This is a genomic window from Pedobacter zeae, assembly GCF_014196715.1.
Taxonomy (GTDB): domain Bacteria; phylum Bacteroidota; class Bacteroidia; order Sphingobacteriales; family Sphingobacteriaceae; genus Pedobacter; species Pedobacter zeae.
In genome coordinates, this window is record NZ_JACIEF010000001.1 from 219,234 (window position 1) to 237,344 (window position 18,111).

Genomic DNA, 18,111 nt, shown 5'->3' on the forward strand with positions numbered 1-18,111 from the left:
TAAAGATACAAAGACATGAAAACGAAACCGTTTTTTAAACTATTAACCCTTGTTGTGCTGGCCTTAGCAGGATGCAAAAAGGCCAATATAGATGTAGATACCGCCACTGTCGACGGTTCTGCCATTGGCGAAGTTTCAGGGGTTTGGGCCAAAGGCAGTACACAGGTGATTAAAGGCGACATCGTCATCCCCGAAGGAAAAACGCTAACGATTGAAGAAGGCGTAACCGTGCTGATGGATACGGTTGCGAAACCCGAAATTATTATTAAAGGTAACCTGTATGCTTTAGGCACCACCGAGAATCCAATCAAATTTACCGTTAATGAATTTTATAAAACCCCGTCAAAAAAATTCGGAAAGCTTTGGGGAGGTATTTTGGCTGGTCCAACATGCGAGGAGCTGGTGCTTGATCATGTTATTCTCGAATATGGGGGATCAACTACCTCAGATGCCTCAACATCGGTTAAAATGGGGCTTTATAAAGCGAAAGCCGGCGAGAACTTACCGGCACTCTGGTTCGCCAATGCTAATGGCAAATTGGTTGTTCAAAACAGTATTTTCAGGAACCTGCAGGAAGATTGCACCTATATTGAAGGCGGGAAGATTATTTTTGCCAACAATGTATTTTATACCACAGGCGTAACGGGAGGAGAGGCCATGAACTTTAAATCGGGCTGTTTGGCAGATATCGCCTACAATTTGGTTTACAGCACCAATACCAATGCCTTAAAATTATCTAATACAGGCGATAAGACACCGCAAACCTACATTATTGCCTACAATAATACCATGGTGAATACGGGATGGAGAAGGCCAACCGCCAAAGGAGGGTCTATCTGGCTGGAAAGCGCAGTACGTGCCGATTTGTATAATAACCTTTTCGCCAATACCCGTTTCGGTGTGAAAAGAGATCCGAAGAAACCTGAAGATAGCCGTTCGGCTTACAGTAATAATTGGTATTATGGCTTTGATCAAACTACTGTAAACCAGTTTCAGCCAACAGGAGATATTGTGGGCGGCAAAAACGACGTCATCAGCAATGTTGCAGGCGCAAACGATCCTAAATTTGTAAATTACCCTTTGAACACAGCGGTTACCAATGCCGATTTCAATACTGCATGGGATTTTCACCTGCAGGGCAACTCGCCGGCTTTGGGTAAAGGCATCACCAATTTTACCCGCCATCACAAAGCGGGCATTATCATGAAAAATGGCATCACCTATATTTCGCCTTCACCATCTACGTTTGTTGGCGCATATGGAACTAAACTATAAAATGAAATATCATAATATCTTAAAACTTGCCGCTTTTGCGGTTTTAAGCCTCGCCGTTTCTTGTAAGGGAGGCGCACAAAGTGGAAATAACACCGCAGTAAAACCTTTATATGTATCCGATCCGGTAGATTTTGATACCGACGACCCGGCGATCTGGGTAAACCCGGGCAATGCGGCAAATTCTTTGGTAATCGGTACCGATAAAGATAGTAACGGTGGTTTGTATGTTTTCGATCTGAAAGGTAAAATCATCAGGTCTAAAACCGTTAAAGGCCTGAAACGCCCCAATAATGTCGATATTGCCTATGGGTTGCAGCTGGCCGGGAAAAAGACCGATATCGCGGTAACAACAGAACGTTACACGCATAAACTGCGCATATTTTCCCTTCCCGGTATGAAAGCGATCGATAATGGCGGGATTCCGGTTTTTGTAGGCGAAACAGGTACAGAGTACCGCGATCTGATGGGAATTTCGATGTATACCGACCCGAACGGAAAAATTTATGCCATTGTTGGCCGTAAAACAGGACCAAAAAACGGAAGTTATCTTTGGCAATATTTATTGTCTGACGACGGAAAAGGCAATGTTAAAGCCGATTTGGTTAGGAAATTTGGCCAGTATAGCGGTAAAAAAGAAATCGAAGCCATTGCCGTTGATAACGAACTGGGCTTTGTTTATTATTGCGATGAGCAGGTAGGGGTGCGTAAATATTATGCAGATCCGGCCAAAGGAAATAAAGAATTAGCTTTGTTCGGACAAGGCGATTTTACCGTAGACAATGAGGGGATCGCTATTTATAAAACCCCAGGAAATAAAGGCTACATCCTGGTATCCGACCAGGGCGCCCGGCAGTTAAAAGTGTACGACCGGGTGGCTAAAACCAATGCTGCCCACCCGCATCCGCTGTTAACCACCATTAAATATTCAGCCAACCAAACCGATGGCATTGATGTAGTATCGGTTCCTTTAAATAACGATTTTAAGCATGGTTTGCTCGTGGCGATGAGCGATGACAGGACCTTTCATTTTTACAGATGGGAAGATATAGCAGGTAAAAAATTGACCAGTGTAAATCCATAACATTAACATTTGTTTTTGGAAAGCAATGGCAGAAGCGTTATGGGAAGGTCAGTCCTGCTCCCGCTTCTGCCAATTTGAAGGAAACTGGCATCCCGCTTTGATCAGGTTTAGGAAGCAGAAATAGTACTATGGTAGTGAAATCAAAGAGCAAGCAAAAATTATTGTCATCCTTAGGGATAATTTATTGTATAGAAATCAATATGGGTAACAGCCCTCTCCAGTATCGTCATTTCGAGCGGAGTGCAACGCAGTCGAGAACCACGGAGTGCTCCGCGAAGCTAAATCTGTCTCTATAGATTTCTCCATTTCGCTGCCGATGAAAAATCGGCACGCTCCAGTCGAAAGGACGATTCTTCTATGGGATCTGTCAATGGTAGCCTGTCGAAGGACAAATTTTTTTGCTTTCGACTGCCAAAGGTCTTCAACAGGCTTAGACTGACAACGCCTACGAGGTGTTTCCAGTTGTGGCCGTTACTCCTGAACTGGTTTCAGGGTCATTAATGCAAGCGAAAATCTCGGGAAAAATATCAGTTTCTCTTAATAAAAATAGATTTCCAATAAACCGATCTGAAAATCAGCTAAAAATTAAATTTAGCTGATTTTTATGTTTATAGAAATAATTGATTTTTGTATGTTTATACAATGAAAATCGTTGAGCTCGACACCTTTTATAAGCACTTCCCTGCAAGGGATACGTCTGAAGCCTCCAAGCATTTAGGGCATTTCAATATCTTTAAAATCGAAGACATCCTTACGCCGCGTGGGAGCAAACTTTCTTATTCACGCAGGGTATTTTATAAAATAAGTTTAGTGGTTGGTCATAGCAAAATCCATTATGCCGATCAGTGTATTGAGGTAGAGGGCAGCGTGCTGGTTTTTACGAATCCGATGGTGCCTTATTTTTGGGAACGTATCAATGAAGAACAATCTGGTTTTTTGTGCGTATTTACTGAAGAATTTTTCAATAGGTTCGAAAATGTTAAGGATTTTCCTGTGTTTCAGGACGCTGCAAATGCAATTGTTCCTGTTAGTGAAACTGAAGCACCTTATTTCGTCGCACTTTTTGAGAAAATGATCAGCGAATTAAATGGCGATTATACTTATAAGTACGATCTGCTCCGGAACCAGTTGACCGAACTCATTCATAGTGCGCAAAAGCTGAAACCAGCAGTTGGCGAACCACATGCAGCCAGTAATGCTGCATACCGTATTACATATTTATTTAAAGAATTGCTTGAACGCCAGTTTCCCATCGATTTTAACAGTCAGGTGCTGCAATTAAGATCGGCGACTGATTTTGCTGATCAGCTTAATGTGCATGTTAACCACCTTAATAAATGTGTGCGAGAGATTACCGGAAGGACCACTTCTCAATTAATTTCTGAACGTATTTTGCAGGAAGCCAGGATTTTGTTAAAAAGTACAGACTGGAATATTGCTGAAATTGCCTGGAGTTTAGCTTTCAGGGAATCAAATCATTTCTCTGCTTTTTTTAAAACGCATACAGGTTTGAGTCCTGCAAAATTTCGGGCTGCTCAAAATGATTGATTTTTGTATGTATTGATTTCTTTTTCGTATTTCTACAGCATCTTGATTGCTGAAATTTGTTCCATTAAATTATAATACCATGTGGACAAATAAAAACATCAACAATCAAAGCGGTCGTACCTTTCTGATTACCGGCGCTAATTCAGGTATAGGTTACGAAACCGCCAAAGCACTGTATCAGGCAGGTGCGCATATTATTATGGCCTGCAGGGATTTCAACAGAGCCGAAGAAGCCGCGAAAAGCATCAGTTCGGCAGCGGAAACCGGTAGTCTCGAAATTGCACAACTTAATCTTTCTAACCTTAGCGATGTTAAAGATTTTGCGGATCAGATCATCAAAAAACATAATAAAATCGATGTATTGATCAATAATGCCGGAGTAATGATTCCGCCTGCTTCTAAAACTAGTAATGGTTTTGAACTTCAGTTCGGCGTTAATTTTATCGGTCATTATGCCCTTACCGGTTATCTCTATCCACTTTTAAAACAAACGGCTAACTCGCGGATTGTTACCGTAAGTAGTATGGCTTATCTTCACGGAAAAATTGATTTTGATAATTTAAAATCGGAACGCGATTATGAACCGATGCGCGAATACGCTCAAAGTAAGCTGGCAAATATCCTGTTTTCGTTAGAACTGCAACGTCGTATCGAAACTGCGGGTGATGCTGTGGTGTCGATTGCTGCACAACCTGGTGCGAATAAAACGGAACTATCAAGGCACATGTCGGATGCTGATTACCAGGCAGCTGTTGATCGTATCGGTGAATTGATGGAGCCATGGCAGGGCGCTTTGCCCTCACTTTTTGCTGCGGTTTCTGCTGAGGCAATTCCCGGTAAGCTTTATGGGCCTGATCAGGATGGTGGTTACCGGGGTTATCCCGCCGAATCGCCCATTACACCTCACGGAACCGATGTGGCGGTTGCAAAACAGTTATGGGATTATGCCGAGCAGGTAACGCGGGTGACTTTTCCTTAGAAATCATCATTATTTAGGGATTATTCTTAACTATTCCGTCATTTCGAGTGGAGTGCAGCGGAGTCGAGAAATCTGTCTCGAGATAGATCTCTCCATTTCACTGCATTCCAGTCGAGATGAGAAGGCCCCACTCAAAATGGCAATTGTAGCTAATTAATATTAAGTATTTTTCCTTTTTTTTATTAATATACGATTATGGTTATACCTTGCAACAATTACCGGTTAAAATGATGGCTGGCGAACAAAAGAACGGATACGTGATTTTAGACAGGTTGCCGGTAGTGGTTCTAAACCTTCATCGTACAACAACTGCTTTAAATTTTAGATGTTGATTCAAAAAGGATAGAAAAGCTACCTGTGGTATTAAAAGGCGAATATGTTGCCGAAATATCCCGTAATGGTGAATGGAGCCAGGTAAGCTACGGAGATATACCATATCTGCTTTACCCCCGAATCACCTCCTGAAAACCTAATGGAAGATACAACAGCTCAAGTTTAGTTTTTTTTAATGGTTGGTGGCTCACCGACCATCACTAAACCGCAATATTATTCGATAATTTATATTCAGATGGGGTAATTCCCGTTTGTTTTTTGAAATACTTACCAAAAAAAGACGAGTTACTAAAGCGCAGTTCCATGGCTACTTCCGAAATATTCATTACGTGGCTGGTTAACAGTAACTTTGCTTCCCTGATCACCATTTCATCAATAATTTCCCCGGCCGTTCTATCGGTTACCTGTTTAACAACCTGAGATAAATGCCTTGGTGTAATGCGTAAGCAGTTGGCGTAATAAATTACACGCTTTTCCTGTTTAAAGTTTTCTGAAACCAGTGATAAAAAACGATTGGTGAGTTCTGTCTTGCTGTCATGAGCAAAAGGTAATGGATCTTTCTGTTTGTTTTTTATCAGAAAAAGGTCGTACAGTAATTCCAGGAAGCTGTTGTGCACAATGTTTTTAATCTGGGGAGTATCTTTAGGTACATTCAGTTTTTTGTGCAGGGCAAGCATATCATAATATATGAACGTATATTCCTCTTTTGATAATGAAAATTTATAGGTAGAATCGTTCTGGAACATCCTGTAAGCGTTCCCGCTATTAAAGAATACCCCTTTGTTTTTTAAATAACTCTTATTAAAATGAATACTAATGAAAGAAACATCGCTATTATCCTTAATTTCATAAACGGCATGCGGAAAAATGAGCAGGATATCCCTTTGATTTAAAACATGTTCTACAAAATTTATCTTCAGGTGCATCTTGCCCTTTGTAACCAGGATTATAGCATAGCTCGATATACGGAAAGGCTCCGAACTGCAATAATGCGGATCTCTGCTATGATGGATTTTTGCCATCAGGCCATCGTTTAAAGAAAGTGCTTCCTCATGTTCTTTTTCTGAAAAAGTGGTATTGAGTAACTCTTGTTGCATAAAAATCGTTCAGCGTTTTTTAATAATTTCTTAACAGATCCGATTATCTTTTGCACTACAATTTCAGCCACCCTTTTATGGGTAGTTTTTCGCCCTTTATCTGTCTGACTTTGTTCTGACAAATGTAATGTTAGGGATCAGTTTTACAAGTGTTTTTTTTAAAAATGACTAATTTCTGATTGATTTTTAATGTTTTGATTAAGAAATTTCCCTATTTTAATGTGCTTAATTACAGGTTTTTATGTTGTTATTGAAGCTGTTGTGGTAGTTTTTAACCTTTTTACTATTTTATAATAAAAGTCAGAATGTCAATTGGTCAATTCATCTGAATGTCACATTTTCCCGATCCAACATTTTGACCAATATATCCCACATTTGAACCTTTTTTTGGTTTCAATTCCGCGTTAAAATTGTGTTATCAAATCGTTTGGTTAATACAGCCTTAATCTATATCGTTGATTTTAACATCTGCAGTAGCATTTCGGCACAGGCCAAACTTTCAGAACAGGGTTTTAAAACTGAAGAACAACAGCGTTCGGTATGCATAAAAAATTACAAGATAGAATTGCCTCTTTTAAGGATGCGGCGGTGATAAAAGAAAAAGGATTATATCCTTATTTCAGGTCGATAGAATCTGCCCAGGATACCGAGGTAGTAATGAACGGAAAAAAGGTACTCATGTTTGGTTCAAATTCCTATTTAGGCTTAACCAATCATCCTAAAATAAAAGAAGCCGCAAAAGCGGCCATCGAGAAATACGGGACCGGCTGCGCGGGCTCACGATTTTTGAACGGTTCGCTCGATATTCACCTGGAACTGGAAAATCGCCTGGCCGAATATGTAGGCAAAGAAGCAGCTGTGCTTTTCAGTACCGGTTTTCAGGTTAACTTAGGTGTAATATCCTGTTTATTAGATCGTAACGATTATCTTTTGCTGGACGAGTATGATCACGCTTCGATTATTGATGGAAGTCGCCTGGCGTTTTCGCGCACAATTAAATATGCGCATAACGATATGCAGGATCTGCGCCGCAAATTAAGCCGCTTACCTGAAGATTCGGCTAAACTGATTGTTTCTGATGGTATTTTCAGTATGGAAGGCGATCTGGTTAACCTGCCCGAGATGGTAGAAATTGCCAATGAGTTTGGCGCCAATATCATGATGGATGATGCACATAGCCTTGGCGTAATTGGTTTTAATGGCTCAGGAACGGCATCACATTTCAACCTTACCGGGGATGTCGACCTCATCATGGGTACTTTCAGCAAATCGCTGGCCTCGCTAGGTGGTTTTATTGCGGGTAATGCCGAAACCATCGAATACATCAAGCACCGCGCCCGCTCACTGATGTTCAGCGCAAGTATGCCACCATCGGCTGTAGCTAGTGTGATCGCTGCGTTGGATATTATCGAATCAGAGCCTGAACGGATCGATAAACTATGGGCCAATACCGAATATGCTAAGAAACTTTTGCTCGAAGCAGGTTTCGATATCGGACACAGCAATAGTCCGATTATTCCTGTGTACATCCGCGATAACATCAAAACCTTTATGATTACGAATATCCTTCAGCAAAATGGGGTTTTCGTTAATCCGGTGGTCTCTCCGGCAGTGCCGTCTGATTCTTCTTTAATCCGGTTTTCTTTAATGGCTACACATACTTTCGATCAGATCGAATCAGCCATAGCCGAACTAAGTGCAGCTTTTAAGGCTGTGAATCTGGAACTAGTGGGAAGCCAATCATGAGAGAGCTGGTAAAGGTATCCGGTAAAAAAGCATTAAAGGCTTTTGTCGATTTTCCGCACCAGTTGTATGCAGGCGATGTAAACTATGTTCCCGAATTGTTTATTGCCCAGCGCGACCTGCTTACTCCGGGCAAACATCCGTTCTACGAACATTCCGAAATACAGCTTTTTTTGCTTTATGACGGGGGTAAGGTTATTGGACGGATTGCCGCAATTAACAATACCAACCATAATAAAGTGTACGGATCGAAAGATGGCTTTTTTGGTTTTTTCGATTGTATTAATGATGCATCGGCAGCTCAGCAGCTTTTCGAAGCAGCACAGGAATGGTTAAAAGAAAGAGGATTGAGCAAAATTTTGGGTCCGGTTAATTTTTCTACCAACGAAGTATGTGGCCTGCTGATCGAAGGTTTTGACGGTCCGCCTGTAGCCATGATGCCCTACAATGCCCAATACTACCTGCCCTTTCTGGAGCAAATGGGTTTTCAGAAAAATGTTGATTTGAGGGCCTACCGGTATACCGCAGGGAACTATAACGACCGCTCGGTAAAGCTGATGGACAGGATAGAGGAACGTTTGAAACGGAACGATATCATTCTTCGTAAAATTAACATGAAGAAATTCAAGGAAGAATGTAATGCCGTAAGAGAAGTGTATAATAAGGCATGGGATAAAAACCTTGGTTTTGTACCCATGACGGATAAAGAATTTGACTACACGGCAAACGATTTGAAAATGATCCTCGATCCCGAATTTTGTATCCTGGCCGAGCAGCGAGGCAAAATTGTGGGCTTCGCATTGGCTATACCCGATATCAACCAGATTTTGATCAAAATTAAACGCGGAAGGTTGTTTCCAACAGGCCTGATCAAGCTTTTAATGAATAAAAAGAAAATCGATGGCATCCGGATTTTATTGCTTGGCGTGGTTGATGGTTACCGTAAAATGGGGATCGAAGCCTGTTTATACGGGCGGATCATTAAACATTTTGAAGCCAAAAAAATGAAATATGCCGAGGCCAGCTGGACGTTAGACCATAACGACCTGATCAATAAACCCATCGAAGATATTGGTGGAAAATTATATCGTAAATACAGGATTTTAGAAAAGGCGATATGAAAAAACGGGTGTTGATTACTGGGGCAACAGGATTTATCGGGTATCACCTGATTAAATCGGCTTTGGCAAACGATCTTGAAGTGTATGCAAATGTGCGTCAGTCAGCCGCTGCAGCGCATCTTAAAGATTTTCCGATCAACTATGTTAACCTCGATCTTTCCTCCATATACCTGTTAAAAGAAGATATAGAAGAGAACAGATACGATTACATTGTGCATGCAGCTGCGGTAACCAAGGCTAAAAAACTCGATGATTACAATCAGGTAAATGCCATTTATACCCGAAACCTGGCTTTGGCGGCTTCGAAATCAGCTCATCGTATAAAGAAATTTGTATTTATAAGCAGTTTGGCCGCGCTGGGGCCTTTAAATCAAAAAAATGAAAAGCTCACCGATAGGGCTGCCTCAAATCCGGTAACCAATTATGGGATCAGCAAAGCACTCGCTGAAACCTACCTGGCTCAGATTCCGGATCTGCCCTTAATTACGTTCAGGCCCACAGCAGTGTATGGGCCGCGTGAGAAAGACATTTTCATTTTAATTAAAACGATTAAGGCCGGGCTGGAACTCTATATCGGCAGGCAGGAACAGGAATTAAGCTTTGTGTATGCCACTGATTTAGCCGATATCATTATAAAAGCACTTGCATCTGATGTAGTGGGTAAAAGTTATAATGTATCTGATGGGGCTGTTTATAACCGCTCAGCATTGGCAGCCTATGTACGCAGGGCTTTAAACAAAAAAACATTGATTGTGAATGTGCCTGTGCAAATGATTAAGGGCCTGGCCTGGTCGATGGAGCGGTTATATGGTGTATTTAATAAAATTCCAGCCTTAAATGTAGATAAGATAAAAGAACTCACTGCCCTCAACTGGGGCTGCGATATTAAGAATATTCAGAACGATTTTGGTTTCGTGCCCCAATTCGGGCTGGAACAGGGCCTTACCGAAACCATAAACTGGTACCGTAAAAATAATTGGTTATAAGATTTTAAATAAAATAGAATGAAACAACAAGTAAAAGCGGCCGAAGGCAAGCTGGGAATATTAATGCCAGGATTAGGCGCTGTAGCAACAACCATGATTGCCGGAGTTGCAGCAGTTAAAAGAGGAATTTCGAAACCTATCGGTTCATTAACACAGATGGGTACCATCCGTTTGGGAAAGAGAACCGAGAATAAACAACCGAAAATTAAAGATTTTGTGCCCTTAGCTAATCTCGAAGATATCGTTTTCGGTGGCTGGGATGTTTACGAAGATAACGTTTATGAAGCCGCATTAAACGCCCGTGTACTGGATGCTAACCTGTTGCGCGATGTGCGCGAAGAATTGCAGGCCATTAAACCAATGCGTGCTGCTTTCGACAGAAATTATGTAAAAAACCTGGATGGTAAATATGTAAAAGACATCGATAACCGTTACGAACTGGCTTTAGCCGTAATGGATGATATTAAAAACTTCAAAGCTGAAAATAACTGCGACCGTATCGTACTGGTTTGGTGTGGCTCTACCGAAATTTATTTCGAACCATCAGAAGTACACCAATCGTTAGCGGCGTTTGAGCAGGGGTTAAGAGATAACGATTCGCGTATTGCGCCAAGTATGATCTATGCTTATGCTGCCCTGAAATTAGGTATTCCTTTTGCCAATGGTGCACCAAACTTAACTGTAGATATTCCTGCATTGATCGAATTGGCGAAAGAAACCGATACGCCAATTGCAGGTAAGGATTTTAAAACCGGTCAGACCCTGATGAAAACCATCTTGGCGCCAGGTTTAGCTGCGCGGTCGTTGGGTGTAAATGGTTGGTTTTCTGATAATATTTTAGGTAACCGCGACGGCTTGGTATTAGACGATCCTGATAACTTCAAAACAAAAGAAGTATCAAAACTGGGGGTATTGGAAGATATCTTTAAACCAGAGGTTAATCCTGATCTGTATGGCGATATGTACCACAAAATCAGGATCAATTATTACCCGCCACATGGCGATAACAAAGAAAGCTGGGATAACATCGATATTTTCGGTTGGTTAGGCTACAAAATGCAGATCAAAATCAATTTCCTTTGCCGAGATTCGATTTTAGCCGCACCGATTGTATTAGACCTTGCTTTGTTTATCGATCTGGCCAAACGGGCAAACCTGTCAGGCATTCAGGAATGGTTATCGTTCTACCTGAAATCGCCACAAACAATTCCGGGTGTACCTGCCGAGAACGACATTTTTAAACAGTTAATGAAACTTCAGAATACCTTACGGTACATCATGGGCGAAGAATTGATTACCCATTTAGGTCAGGATTATGAAGAAGAACTGATAGAAACAGTATAGTGTTTTTTCACAAATTTCTTTCAACGGCTCTGGGAATCGGGTATATCGGCAAAGGCGCAGGTACTTATGCTGCTATTGCAACCTGCATTTGCTGGCACCTTTTCCAGAGCTCTTACACCAATCCATATTTATGGCCTGTACTGTTTACCATGCTGATTGTGATGATAGGGGTGATGAGTGCAGATAGGGTAGAGGAAATTTGGGGTAAAGACCATAACAGGGTGGTGATTGATGAAGTTGCCGGAATGTGCATCACCCTGTTATTTGTGCCTTTAAAATGGGAGTACACCTTAATAGGACTTATTCTTTTTAGATTTTTCGATATCCTTAAACCCCTTTACATCAGAAAGCTCGAAGTATTGCCAGGTGGCTGGGGGGTAATGGCCGATGATGTACTGGCCGGGATTTATGCAAATGTTATCCTGCAACTGGTGGTTGCTTTAGAATTATTTTAACCATGATGTTCACTTATCTAAAAGCACAGGCATCATCCTTAGTGGCCTCGGCTACAGATTTCGGCTTGACCATCATTGCCGTGAGGCTTTTTGGCTGGTGGTACCTGGCGGCAAGTATAACAGGCACGGTTGCGGGCGGAGCAGTTAATTTTTATGTGAACCGCAAATGGGTTTTCGAAAGTGAATCTGCAGCCATTAAATGGCAGATATTGAAATATATTTTGGTATGGGCAGGCAATCTGATCATTGTAACCGCCGGAGTGTTTATCCTCACTCATTTTTTTAATCTCAATTACGTACTCGCCAAAGTTTTGAGCTCCGTTTTAACGGGCATCAGCTACAATTATATCATGCAAAAGCAGTTTATTTTTTCAAGTTAAATGAAACCGATTTATTCATTTTTGTTAGTTCCGCTGCTCAGTTTTATTTTGCAGGTAAATGCTTTTGCGCAAAGAACTACCGTTTCCGGAACGGTTCGCGATGCGGTAACCAAAGAAACATTGCCGAATGTCTCGGTCTTCTTTAAAGGTACCCAGGTCGGCACCCAGACAGATGTGAACGGAAAATATACCCTTATTTCTCCAAACCCCGAAAGTGAGCTTAGTTTTAATTATGTTGGTTATCGCACAGTCTTTAAAAATATTGTGCCCGCTGCAACACAGGAGTTTGATGTTGCCCTGGTACCCGATGCGAGAGCTTTAGACGACGTGGTTATTGTGGGCGGTAAAAAAGTAAAATACCGCAATAAAGATAATCCGGCGGTAGAGTTGATCCGCCAGGTAATTGCCCACAAAGAAGAAAACCGTATTAAAAGCTATAATACCGTTTCATTTAGGCAGTACGAAAAGATGTTGTTCTCCTTAAGCAATGTATCGGATAAGTTTAAGAATAAAAGAATGTTCAGGAATTATCAATTTTTGTTTCAGGAGCAGGATTCGACGTTAATTGGCGGAAAAAACCTCCTTCCGATTTACATTCAGGAGCGATTGGCCGATAATTACCTGAGCAAAAATCCGGAAAAGAACAAAACTATTGTAATCGGGGAAAAACAAGTCCAATTTGATAGCCGTTATATTGATAATAAAGGGTTAAAAACTTATTTCGACCGGATGTACCAGGACATCGATATTTATAAAAACAATATTTCCGTAATCAGCAATGAGTTCTTGAGTCCGATTGCAGATGGCGCACCTGCTTTTTATAAATTTTTCATCACCGATACATTAAAAAATCAAAAACCTGAGGTTATTGAGCTGTCTTTTACGCCACGCAACACCGGCGATATGTTATTTGAAGGGAAGATTTATGTAACCAACGATAGCCATTATGCTGTTACCGGGGCTTCTTTTGGGGTAAATAAAAACATTAACCTCAACTTTGTGCGTGCACTTAAAATCGATTTGAATTTCGAACCGAACGATAAAGGCAGATACAGTTTAAGTAAAAGCGATTTATTGGCCGATTTTGGTATCGGTAAAACCAAAGGAATTGGCTTTACAGGTGAGCGTACCGTTACTTTTAAAAATTACCAGTTCGATACGGTTTTGCCCGACAGCATTTTTCAGGGGAGAAGCACTGTTGTACTGGCCGATGCAGCTAAAAAAGACGATAAATTTTGGGAGAAAAACAGGTTGGATACCATTTCGAAGAACCAGTTGAAGATTTATGGTAATATTGATACCCTGCAAAACCTTCCGTCCTTTAAACGGACAATGAAAATCGTTACTCTTTTATTTGCTGGTTATCAAAATCTCGGTCCTTACGAAATTGGTCCCGTAAATACATTTTATAGCTTTAACAATGTAGAAGGTTTAAGGTTACGCGTAGGAGGCCGTACAACTCCTGAGCTTAGCAAACGCTATTACTTCGAAAACTATTTGGCGTATGGGATTAAAGATGAGAAATGGAAGTTTTTCCTTTCGGCAACCTATTCGCTCAATAATAAATCGATCTACGAATTCCCGCAGAACTATGTGAGGGCCAGTTTTCAGCGAGATACCAAAATACCCGGACAAGAGCTGCAGTTTGTACAGGAAGATAATTTCCTTCTCTCGTTTAAACGTGGGGTAAACGATATGTTACTGTACAACGATTTTTACCGTTTGGATTATGTAAAAGAGTTTGAAAACCACTTTTCTTATAACCTTGGCTTTAAAAAATGGAGCCAGACACCAGCCGGTGGATTAAATTACGTAAATTCGAATAACCAACTGGTTAACAGGTTAACTACGAGTGAAGTTTCACTTCAGTTAAGGTATGCACCCAACGAAAAATTTTACCAGGGGAAAATATACCGCGTGCCTATTCCCGATCGCTATCCGGTATTTAATTTGCGTTATACGGCGGGTTTAAAAGGTGTTCTCGGTGGCGAATACAATTACCATAATCTCTTGGGAAGCATTGATAAACGTTTTTATTTGTCGCAATTGGGTTATAGTGATGTAACAGTGGAGGGCAGTTATATTGCCGGAAAAGTTCCTTTCCCTTTGTTGGATATTCACCGTGCCAACCAAACTTATGCTTATCAGCTTAATTCCTACAACCTGATGAACTTTCTTGAATTTGTGAGCGATCACTATGTGAGCATCAATATCGACCACAATTTTAACGGCTTCTTTTTTAATAAAGTACCTTTGCTTAAACGTTTGAAATTAAGGGAGGTAGTATCGTTTAAAGCCTTGTATGGCGGTTTGCGGGATGAAAATAATCCGAATTTGCATACCGGATTGTACCGCCTTCCGGTTTACGAAAATGGAGCACAAAGAACTTATGCATTAGGTAATCAACCCTATATGGAAGGCAGCGTTGGTATAGGCAACATCTTTAAATTATTGAGGGTAGACCTGGTGAAACGTTTTAATTACCTGAATAATCCGGAGGTTTCGGAATGGGGCATAAGGGCAAGGGTAAAATTTGATTTTTAAGAAATGAACTATGAAAACTAAATTAAGGGACGGTCTGCAACAGGGCATATACAAGGTGATCAATCCTTTTGTGAAAGGATTGATTAAAATAGGTTTAACACCCAATGCGGTAACCACCATCGGCCTGATCCTGAATATAGGTGTAGCCGTAATTTTTGTACTCGGTGCCGAAAAATCGAACCGCGGCGACATGTCTTACATTGGCTGGGGTGGAGCGCTGGTACTTTTTGCTGGCCTGTTCGACATGCTCGATGGTCAGGTAGCCCGTTTAGGGAACATGAGCTCGAAATTTGGAGCTTTGTACGATTCCGTACTCGATCGCTACAGCGAAATGATTATGTTTTTGGGCATCTGTTATTATCTTGTGGCACATCACTACTTTTTAAGTTCGTTGTTTGCCTTTATTGCGCTCATCGGTTCGATGATGGTGAGTTACACCCGTGCAAGAGCTGAAGGATTGGGGGTAGAGTGTAAGGGAGGTTTAATGCAACGGCCGGAGCGCGTGGTCACGATTGGCGTTTTTGCCATTGCCTGTGGTATTGCCGGCCACTTTATCGGCGGCGGTTACAAGGTATATGTGCCGGGCATTTCTTTCCATGTGTTCGAAACCATGTCTATTTTTACCATGCCCATAACGATAATGGCTGTACTAACCAATATTACGGCTATTAAACGTTTGCAGGAGGCAAAAAGAGGACTGGAAGCGCAGGAATTTAACGGTAGAAAAGGAAATAATAAAGCAGCATTGATTGCAGGTTTGGTATTGGTAACCGGGTTGAGCGGCATGTTTTCCCTTAAAGCAAAAGCACAGGAGGCTGATCCATCGCCAATTACTTTCCCTACACCGAAAAATATCAGCAATCAATTGTTTTATTTACAGCGCGATCCGAATACCAATACCATCATTTGTCAATTAAACGTAGATAAACATGGTGTGGTGAATAAAGATCAACCTGTAAATGTGTTTTGGATGCGTTACGGAGATAAAGGCGAGAAGAAAGAACTGAGTTATATCCAACGCAAATTTGCTTATGGCATCATCAGCAAAAACCTCGGAAATGATCAGTTCGAACTTCGGTTTACCTCGCATAAAAAACTGCCTATGTACCTGAATAAATCTGCTGCAGATAAAAAATACCATGTTTTTGCAACCATCAATAATAAAAAAATGCAGATAGAACGGATATTTCTCCGGATTGAGGGAGGGACGTTTTGGTTTCCGAATGTAAAATATGTAGAAATAAAAGGTTTTGATGCTTCAGAACCTTCAAAAGTATTGGTTGAAAGGATTAAGGTATAGCGGAGAGCGAAAAGCGATTGGTGTTTTGAGGAAGGTATTCCCATCAGATCAGTCGTTTTCAGAAGGCTTTTCAGCCGACGAAGTTACCGCTCCCGAATCGTCATTTCGAACGGAGTTAATTGTCATTCTGAGTGCAGCGAAGAATCTTTTACAATCGCGTATTGGAATATAAAGATTCTTCACTACGTTCAGCATGACAGCGTTTAGTGAGTCTGAGCGGAGCCGAAGAGCCTTTAGCACAGTTTAAAGATCTCTCCATTCCGCTTCGCTTCAGTCGAGATGACGATCAACGGTGAACCGAGTCGAAGACCATTAAAAAAATATGATCAAATGAAAAAGAATTTTGTTTCAAATTCCACGGCATCCATCAGGATGTTCAAAAGCGACTTTTTGGAAAGTTTATCAAAAGTTCAATTTTATGTGCCGCTGATTGTGTATGTTCCGGTTATCGTTTTTCTTTCCTGGAAAGCACTTTGGGTAACCGAAATGCCGGTTTTAACTTTTGCAGGATGGTTTTTACTCGGTCTCGGCATTTGGACCATTACCGAATATGTGCTGCACCGTTACGTTTTTCATTTTGAGCCGGATGCAGAGTGGGGCAAAAAAATCCATTTTATTTTTCATGGAGTACATCACGATTATCCGAATGATGCCAAAAGATTGGTAATGCCACCCTCGGCCAGCATCCCTATGGCTTTGGGATTTTACTTCCTTTTCGATTGGTTGTTGCCTGATACCATGGTTTATCCATTTTTTTCGGGCTTTATAATCGGTTACCTGTTTTACGATATGGTGCATTATGCCCTACACCATGCTAATTTTAAAAGCGGTTTCTGGAAAAAGCTAAAGCAACACCATATGCTTCACCACTATTCTGATTCGACTAAAGGTTATGGGGTAAGCTGGACTTTCTGGGACCATGTTTTCAGGTCTAATTTTGATAAAAAATAACATGCAGCAAGAATTATTGCTTAAAAACAATTTTTATAATATACGGAATATATACCTGACAGTTGCGATATCTGTTGGATATCTGTTGTTATCAATATTACTGGTCGGTTTTAAAACCGATCAGCTGGTACTGATTTTTATCTTTAATACGTTGTTCTTTATCTCCAAAGGAACAAGACGCTTTATCCTCGGTTTTTCGATCTTCATCGTATACTGGATACTGTTTGATTATATGAAAGCCTTTCCAAACTATCTTTTTAATCAGGTACATATTGAAGATCTGTATACGCTTGAAAAAGAGTTGTTTGGTATTCATTATCATGGGCTAATACTTACTCCTAATGAGTATTGGAAGATCAACAGTACTGCATTTTTAGATGTTTTGACAGGCTTTTTCTATTTAATGTGGGTACCCGTTCCTTTGGCATTCGCTACCTATCTTTTCTTTAAGAATAAGGAACAGTTTGTTCAGTTTTCGCTCACTTTTGTTTGGGTAAATTTATTGGGCTTTGTGGTGTACTATGCTTTCCCGGCAGCGCCACCCTGGTATGTTCAGGAACATGGTTTCGAATTTATCGCTAAAACAGCAGGCAATACTGCCGGATTGGCCCGTTTCGATCATTATTTTGGCATTACGCTTTTTCACGGGATATACAGCAAAGGCTCCAACGTATTTGCTGCCATGCCCTCGTTGCACTCCTCATATCCCGTTATTGTGGTTTATTATGGCCTCAAAAACCGCCTGGGGAAAATTAATATTTTCTTTTTTACCGTAATGTTCGGTATCTGGTTTTCGGCAGTTTATACCAGTCATCACTATATGCTTGATGTGCTGGCTGGAATAACCTGTGCATTTTTGGGTATTGTTTCTTTCCGTTGGTTAATGCGTTATACCGGGTTTAAACGTTTGATAACCGGCTTGATAAGGGCTATTGATGGAAAGGCCCAATTATAAAATAAACGGGTTTTATAGA

The 18,111-nt window shown here is 41.0% G+C and carries 15 protein-coding genes; 14 read left to right on the forward strand and 1 reads right to left on the reverse strand.

What is annotated here, in order from left to right:
* Positions 1–15: 15 nt before the first annotated feature.
* The 4 genes from GGQ60_RS00855 (at position 16) to GGQ60_RS00870 (ending at position 4,883) form a co-directional block, all read left to right on the forward strand.
* The gene (locus GGQ60_RS00855; protein WP_183759505.1) at positions 16–1,275 is read left to right on the forward strand and encodes a right-handed parallel beta-helix repeat-containing protein; all 1,260 of its coding nucleotides are present in this window, start codon (positions 16–18) and stop codon (positions 1,273–1,275) included.
* 1 nt (position 1,276) lies between these two features.
* Complete coding sequence (locus GGQ60_RS00860) at positions 1,277–2,356, forward strand: phytase (protein ID WP_183759506.1); 1,080 nt, start codon at positions 1,277–1,279, stop codon at positions 2,354–2,356.
* Positions 2,357–2,998: 642 nt separating this feature from the next.
* A complete protein-coding gene (locus GGQ60_RS00865) occupies positions 2,999–3,904 on the forward strand; it encodes a helix-turn-helix domain-containing protein (RefSeq protein ID WP_183759507.1) in 906 nt (301 codons plus the stop codon).
* A gap of 79 nt (positions 3,905–3,983) precedes the next feature.
* Positions 3,984–4,883 carry an oxidoreductase gene (locus GGQ60_RS00870; protein WP_183759508.1) on the forward strand — a complete coding sequence of 300 codons (900 nt, stop codon included), beginning with the start codon at positions 3,984–3,986 and terminating at the stop codon, positions 4,881–4,883.
* Between the two features lie 533 nt (positions 4,884–5,416).
* On the opposite strand, the gene GGQ60_RS00875 is transcribed toward GGQ60_RS00870, so the two are convergent.
* The gene (locus GGQ60_RS00875; RefSeq protein WP_183759509.1) at positions 5,417–6,313 is read right to left on the reverse strand and encodes an AraC family transcriptional regulator; all 897 of its coding nucleotides are present in this window, start codon (positions 6,311–6,313) and stop codon (positions 5,417–5,419) included.
* A 540-nt stretch (positions 6,314–6,853) separates the two neighbouring features.
* On the opposite strand from GGQ60_RS00875, the gene spt reads away from it, so the two are divergent.
* The 10 genes from spt to GGQ60_RS00925 all read left to right on the forward strand — a co-directional run bounded on the left by spt (position 6,854) and on the right by GGQ60_RS00925 (position 18,092).
* Positions 6,854–8,059 (forward strand): serine palmitoyltransferase, encoded by a 1,206-nt coding sequence (gene spt / locus GGQ60_RS00880; RefSeq protein WP_183759510.1) that lies wholly within the window; start codon positions 6,854–6,856, stop codon positions 8,057–8,059.
* Entirely contained in the window at positions 8,056–9,177 is a 1,122-nt protein-coding gene (locus GGQ60_RS00885; protein ID WP_183759511.1) for a hypothetical protein, read from the forward strand. Before spt ends, GGQ60_RS00885 begins: the two co-directional genes overlap by 4 nt.
* A complete protein-coding gene (locus tag GGQ60_RS00890; protein WP_183759512.1) occupies positions 9,174–10,163 on the forward strand; it encodes an NAD-dependent epimerase/dehydratase family protein in 990 nt (329 codons plus the stop codon). The genes GGQ60_RS00885 and GGQ60_RS00890 overlap by 4 nt, the downstream gene beginning before the upstream one ends.
* A gap of 18 nt (positions 10,164–10,181) precedes the next feature.
* Positions 10,182–11,507, forward strand: coding sequence for an inositol-3-phosphate synthase (locus GGQ60_RS00895; RefSeq protein ID WP_183759513.1), 1,326 nt, complete (start codon positions 10,182–10,184; stop codon positions 11,505–11,507).
* On the forward strand, positions 11,507–11,962 hold the full coding sequence (locus GGQ60_RS00900; protein ID WP_229685060.1) for a phosphatidylglycerophosphatase A family protein: 456 nt from the start codon (positions 11,507–11,509) through the stop codon (positions 11,960–11,962). The genes GGQ60_RS00895 and GGQ60_RS00900 overlap by 1 nt, the downstream gene beginning before the upstream one ends.
* A 2-nt stretch (positions 11,963–11,964) precedes the next feature.
* Positions 11,965–12,342, forward strand: a complete 378-nt coding sequence (locus GGQ60_RS00905; RefSeq protein ID WP_183759514.1) for a GtrA family protein — start codon at positions 11,965–11,967, stop codon at positions 12,340–12,342.
* The gene (locus GGQ60_RS00910) at positions 12,343–14,886 is read left to right on the forward strand and encodes a DUF5686 and carboxypeptidase-like regulatory domain-containing protein (protein WP_183759515.1); all 2,544 of its coding nucleotides are present in this window, start codon (positions 12,343–12,345) and stop codon (positions 14,884–14,886) included. It abuts the gene before it with no gap.
* A gap of 10 nt (positions 14,887–14,896) precedes the next feature.
* The gene (locus tag GGQ60_RS00915; protein ID WP_183759516.1) at positions 14,897–16,186 is read left to right on the forward strand and encodes a DUF4833 domain-containing protein; all 1,290 of its coding nucleotides are present in this window, start codon (positions 14,897–14,899) and stop codon (positions 16,184–16,186) included.
* A gap of 330 nt (positions 16,187–16,516) precedes the next feature.
* Positions 16,517–17,137 carry a sterol desaturase family protein gene (locus GGQ60_RS00920; RefSeq protein WP_183759517.1) on the forward strand — a complete coding sequence of 207 codons (621 nt, stop codon included), beginning with the start codon at positions 16,517–16,519 and terminating at the stop codon, positions 17,135–17,137.
* A 1-nt stretch (position 17,138) separates the two neighbouring features.
* Positions 17,139–18,092, forward strand: coding sequence for a phosphatase PAP2 family protein (locus tag GGQ60_RS00925; RefSeq protein ID WP_183759518.1), 954 nt, complete (start codon positions 17,139–17,141; stop codon positions 18,090–18,092).
* The last annotated feature ends 19 nt before the right edge of the window (positions 18,093–18,111 follow it).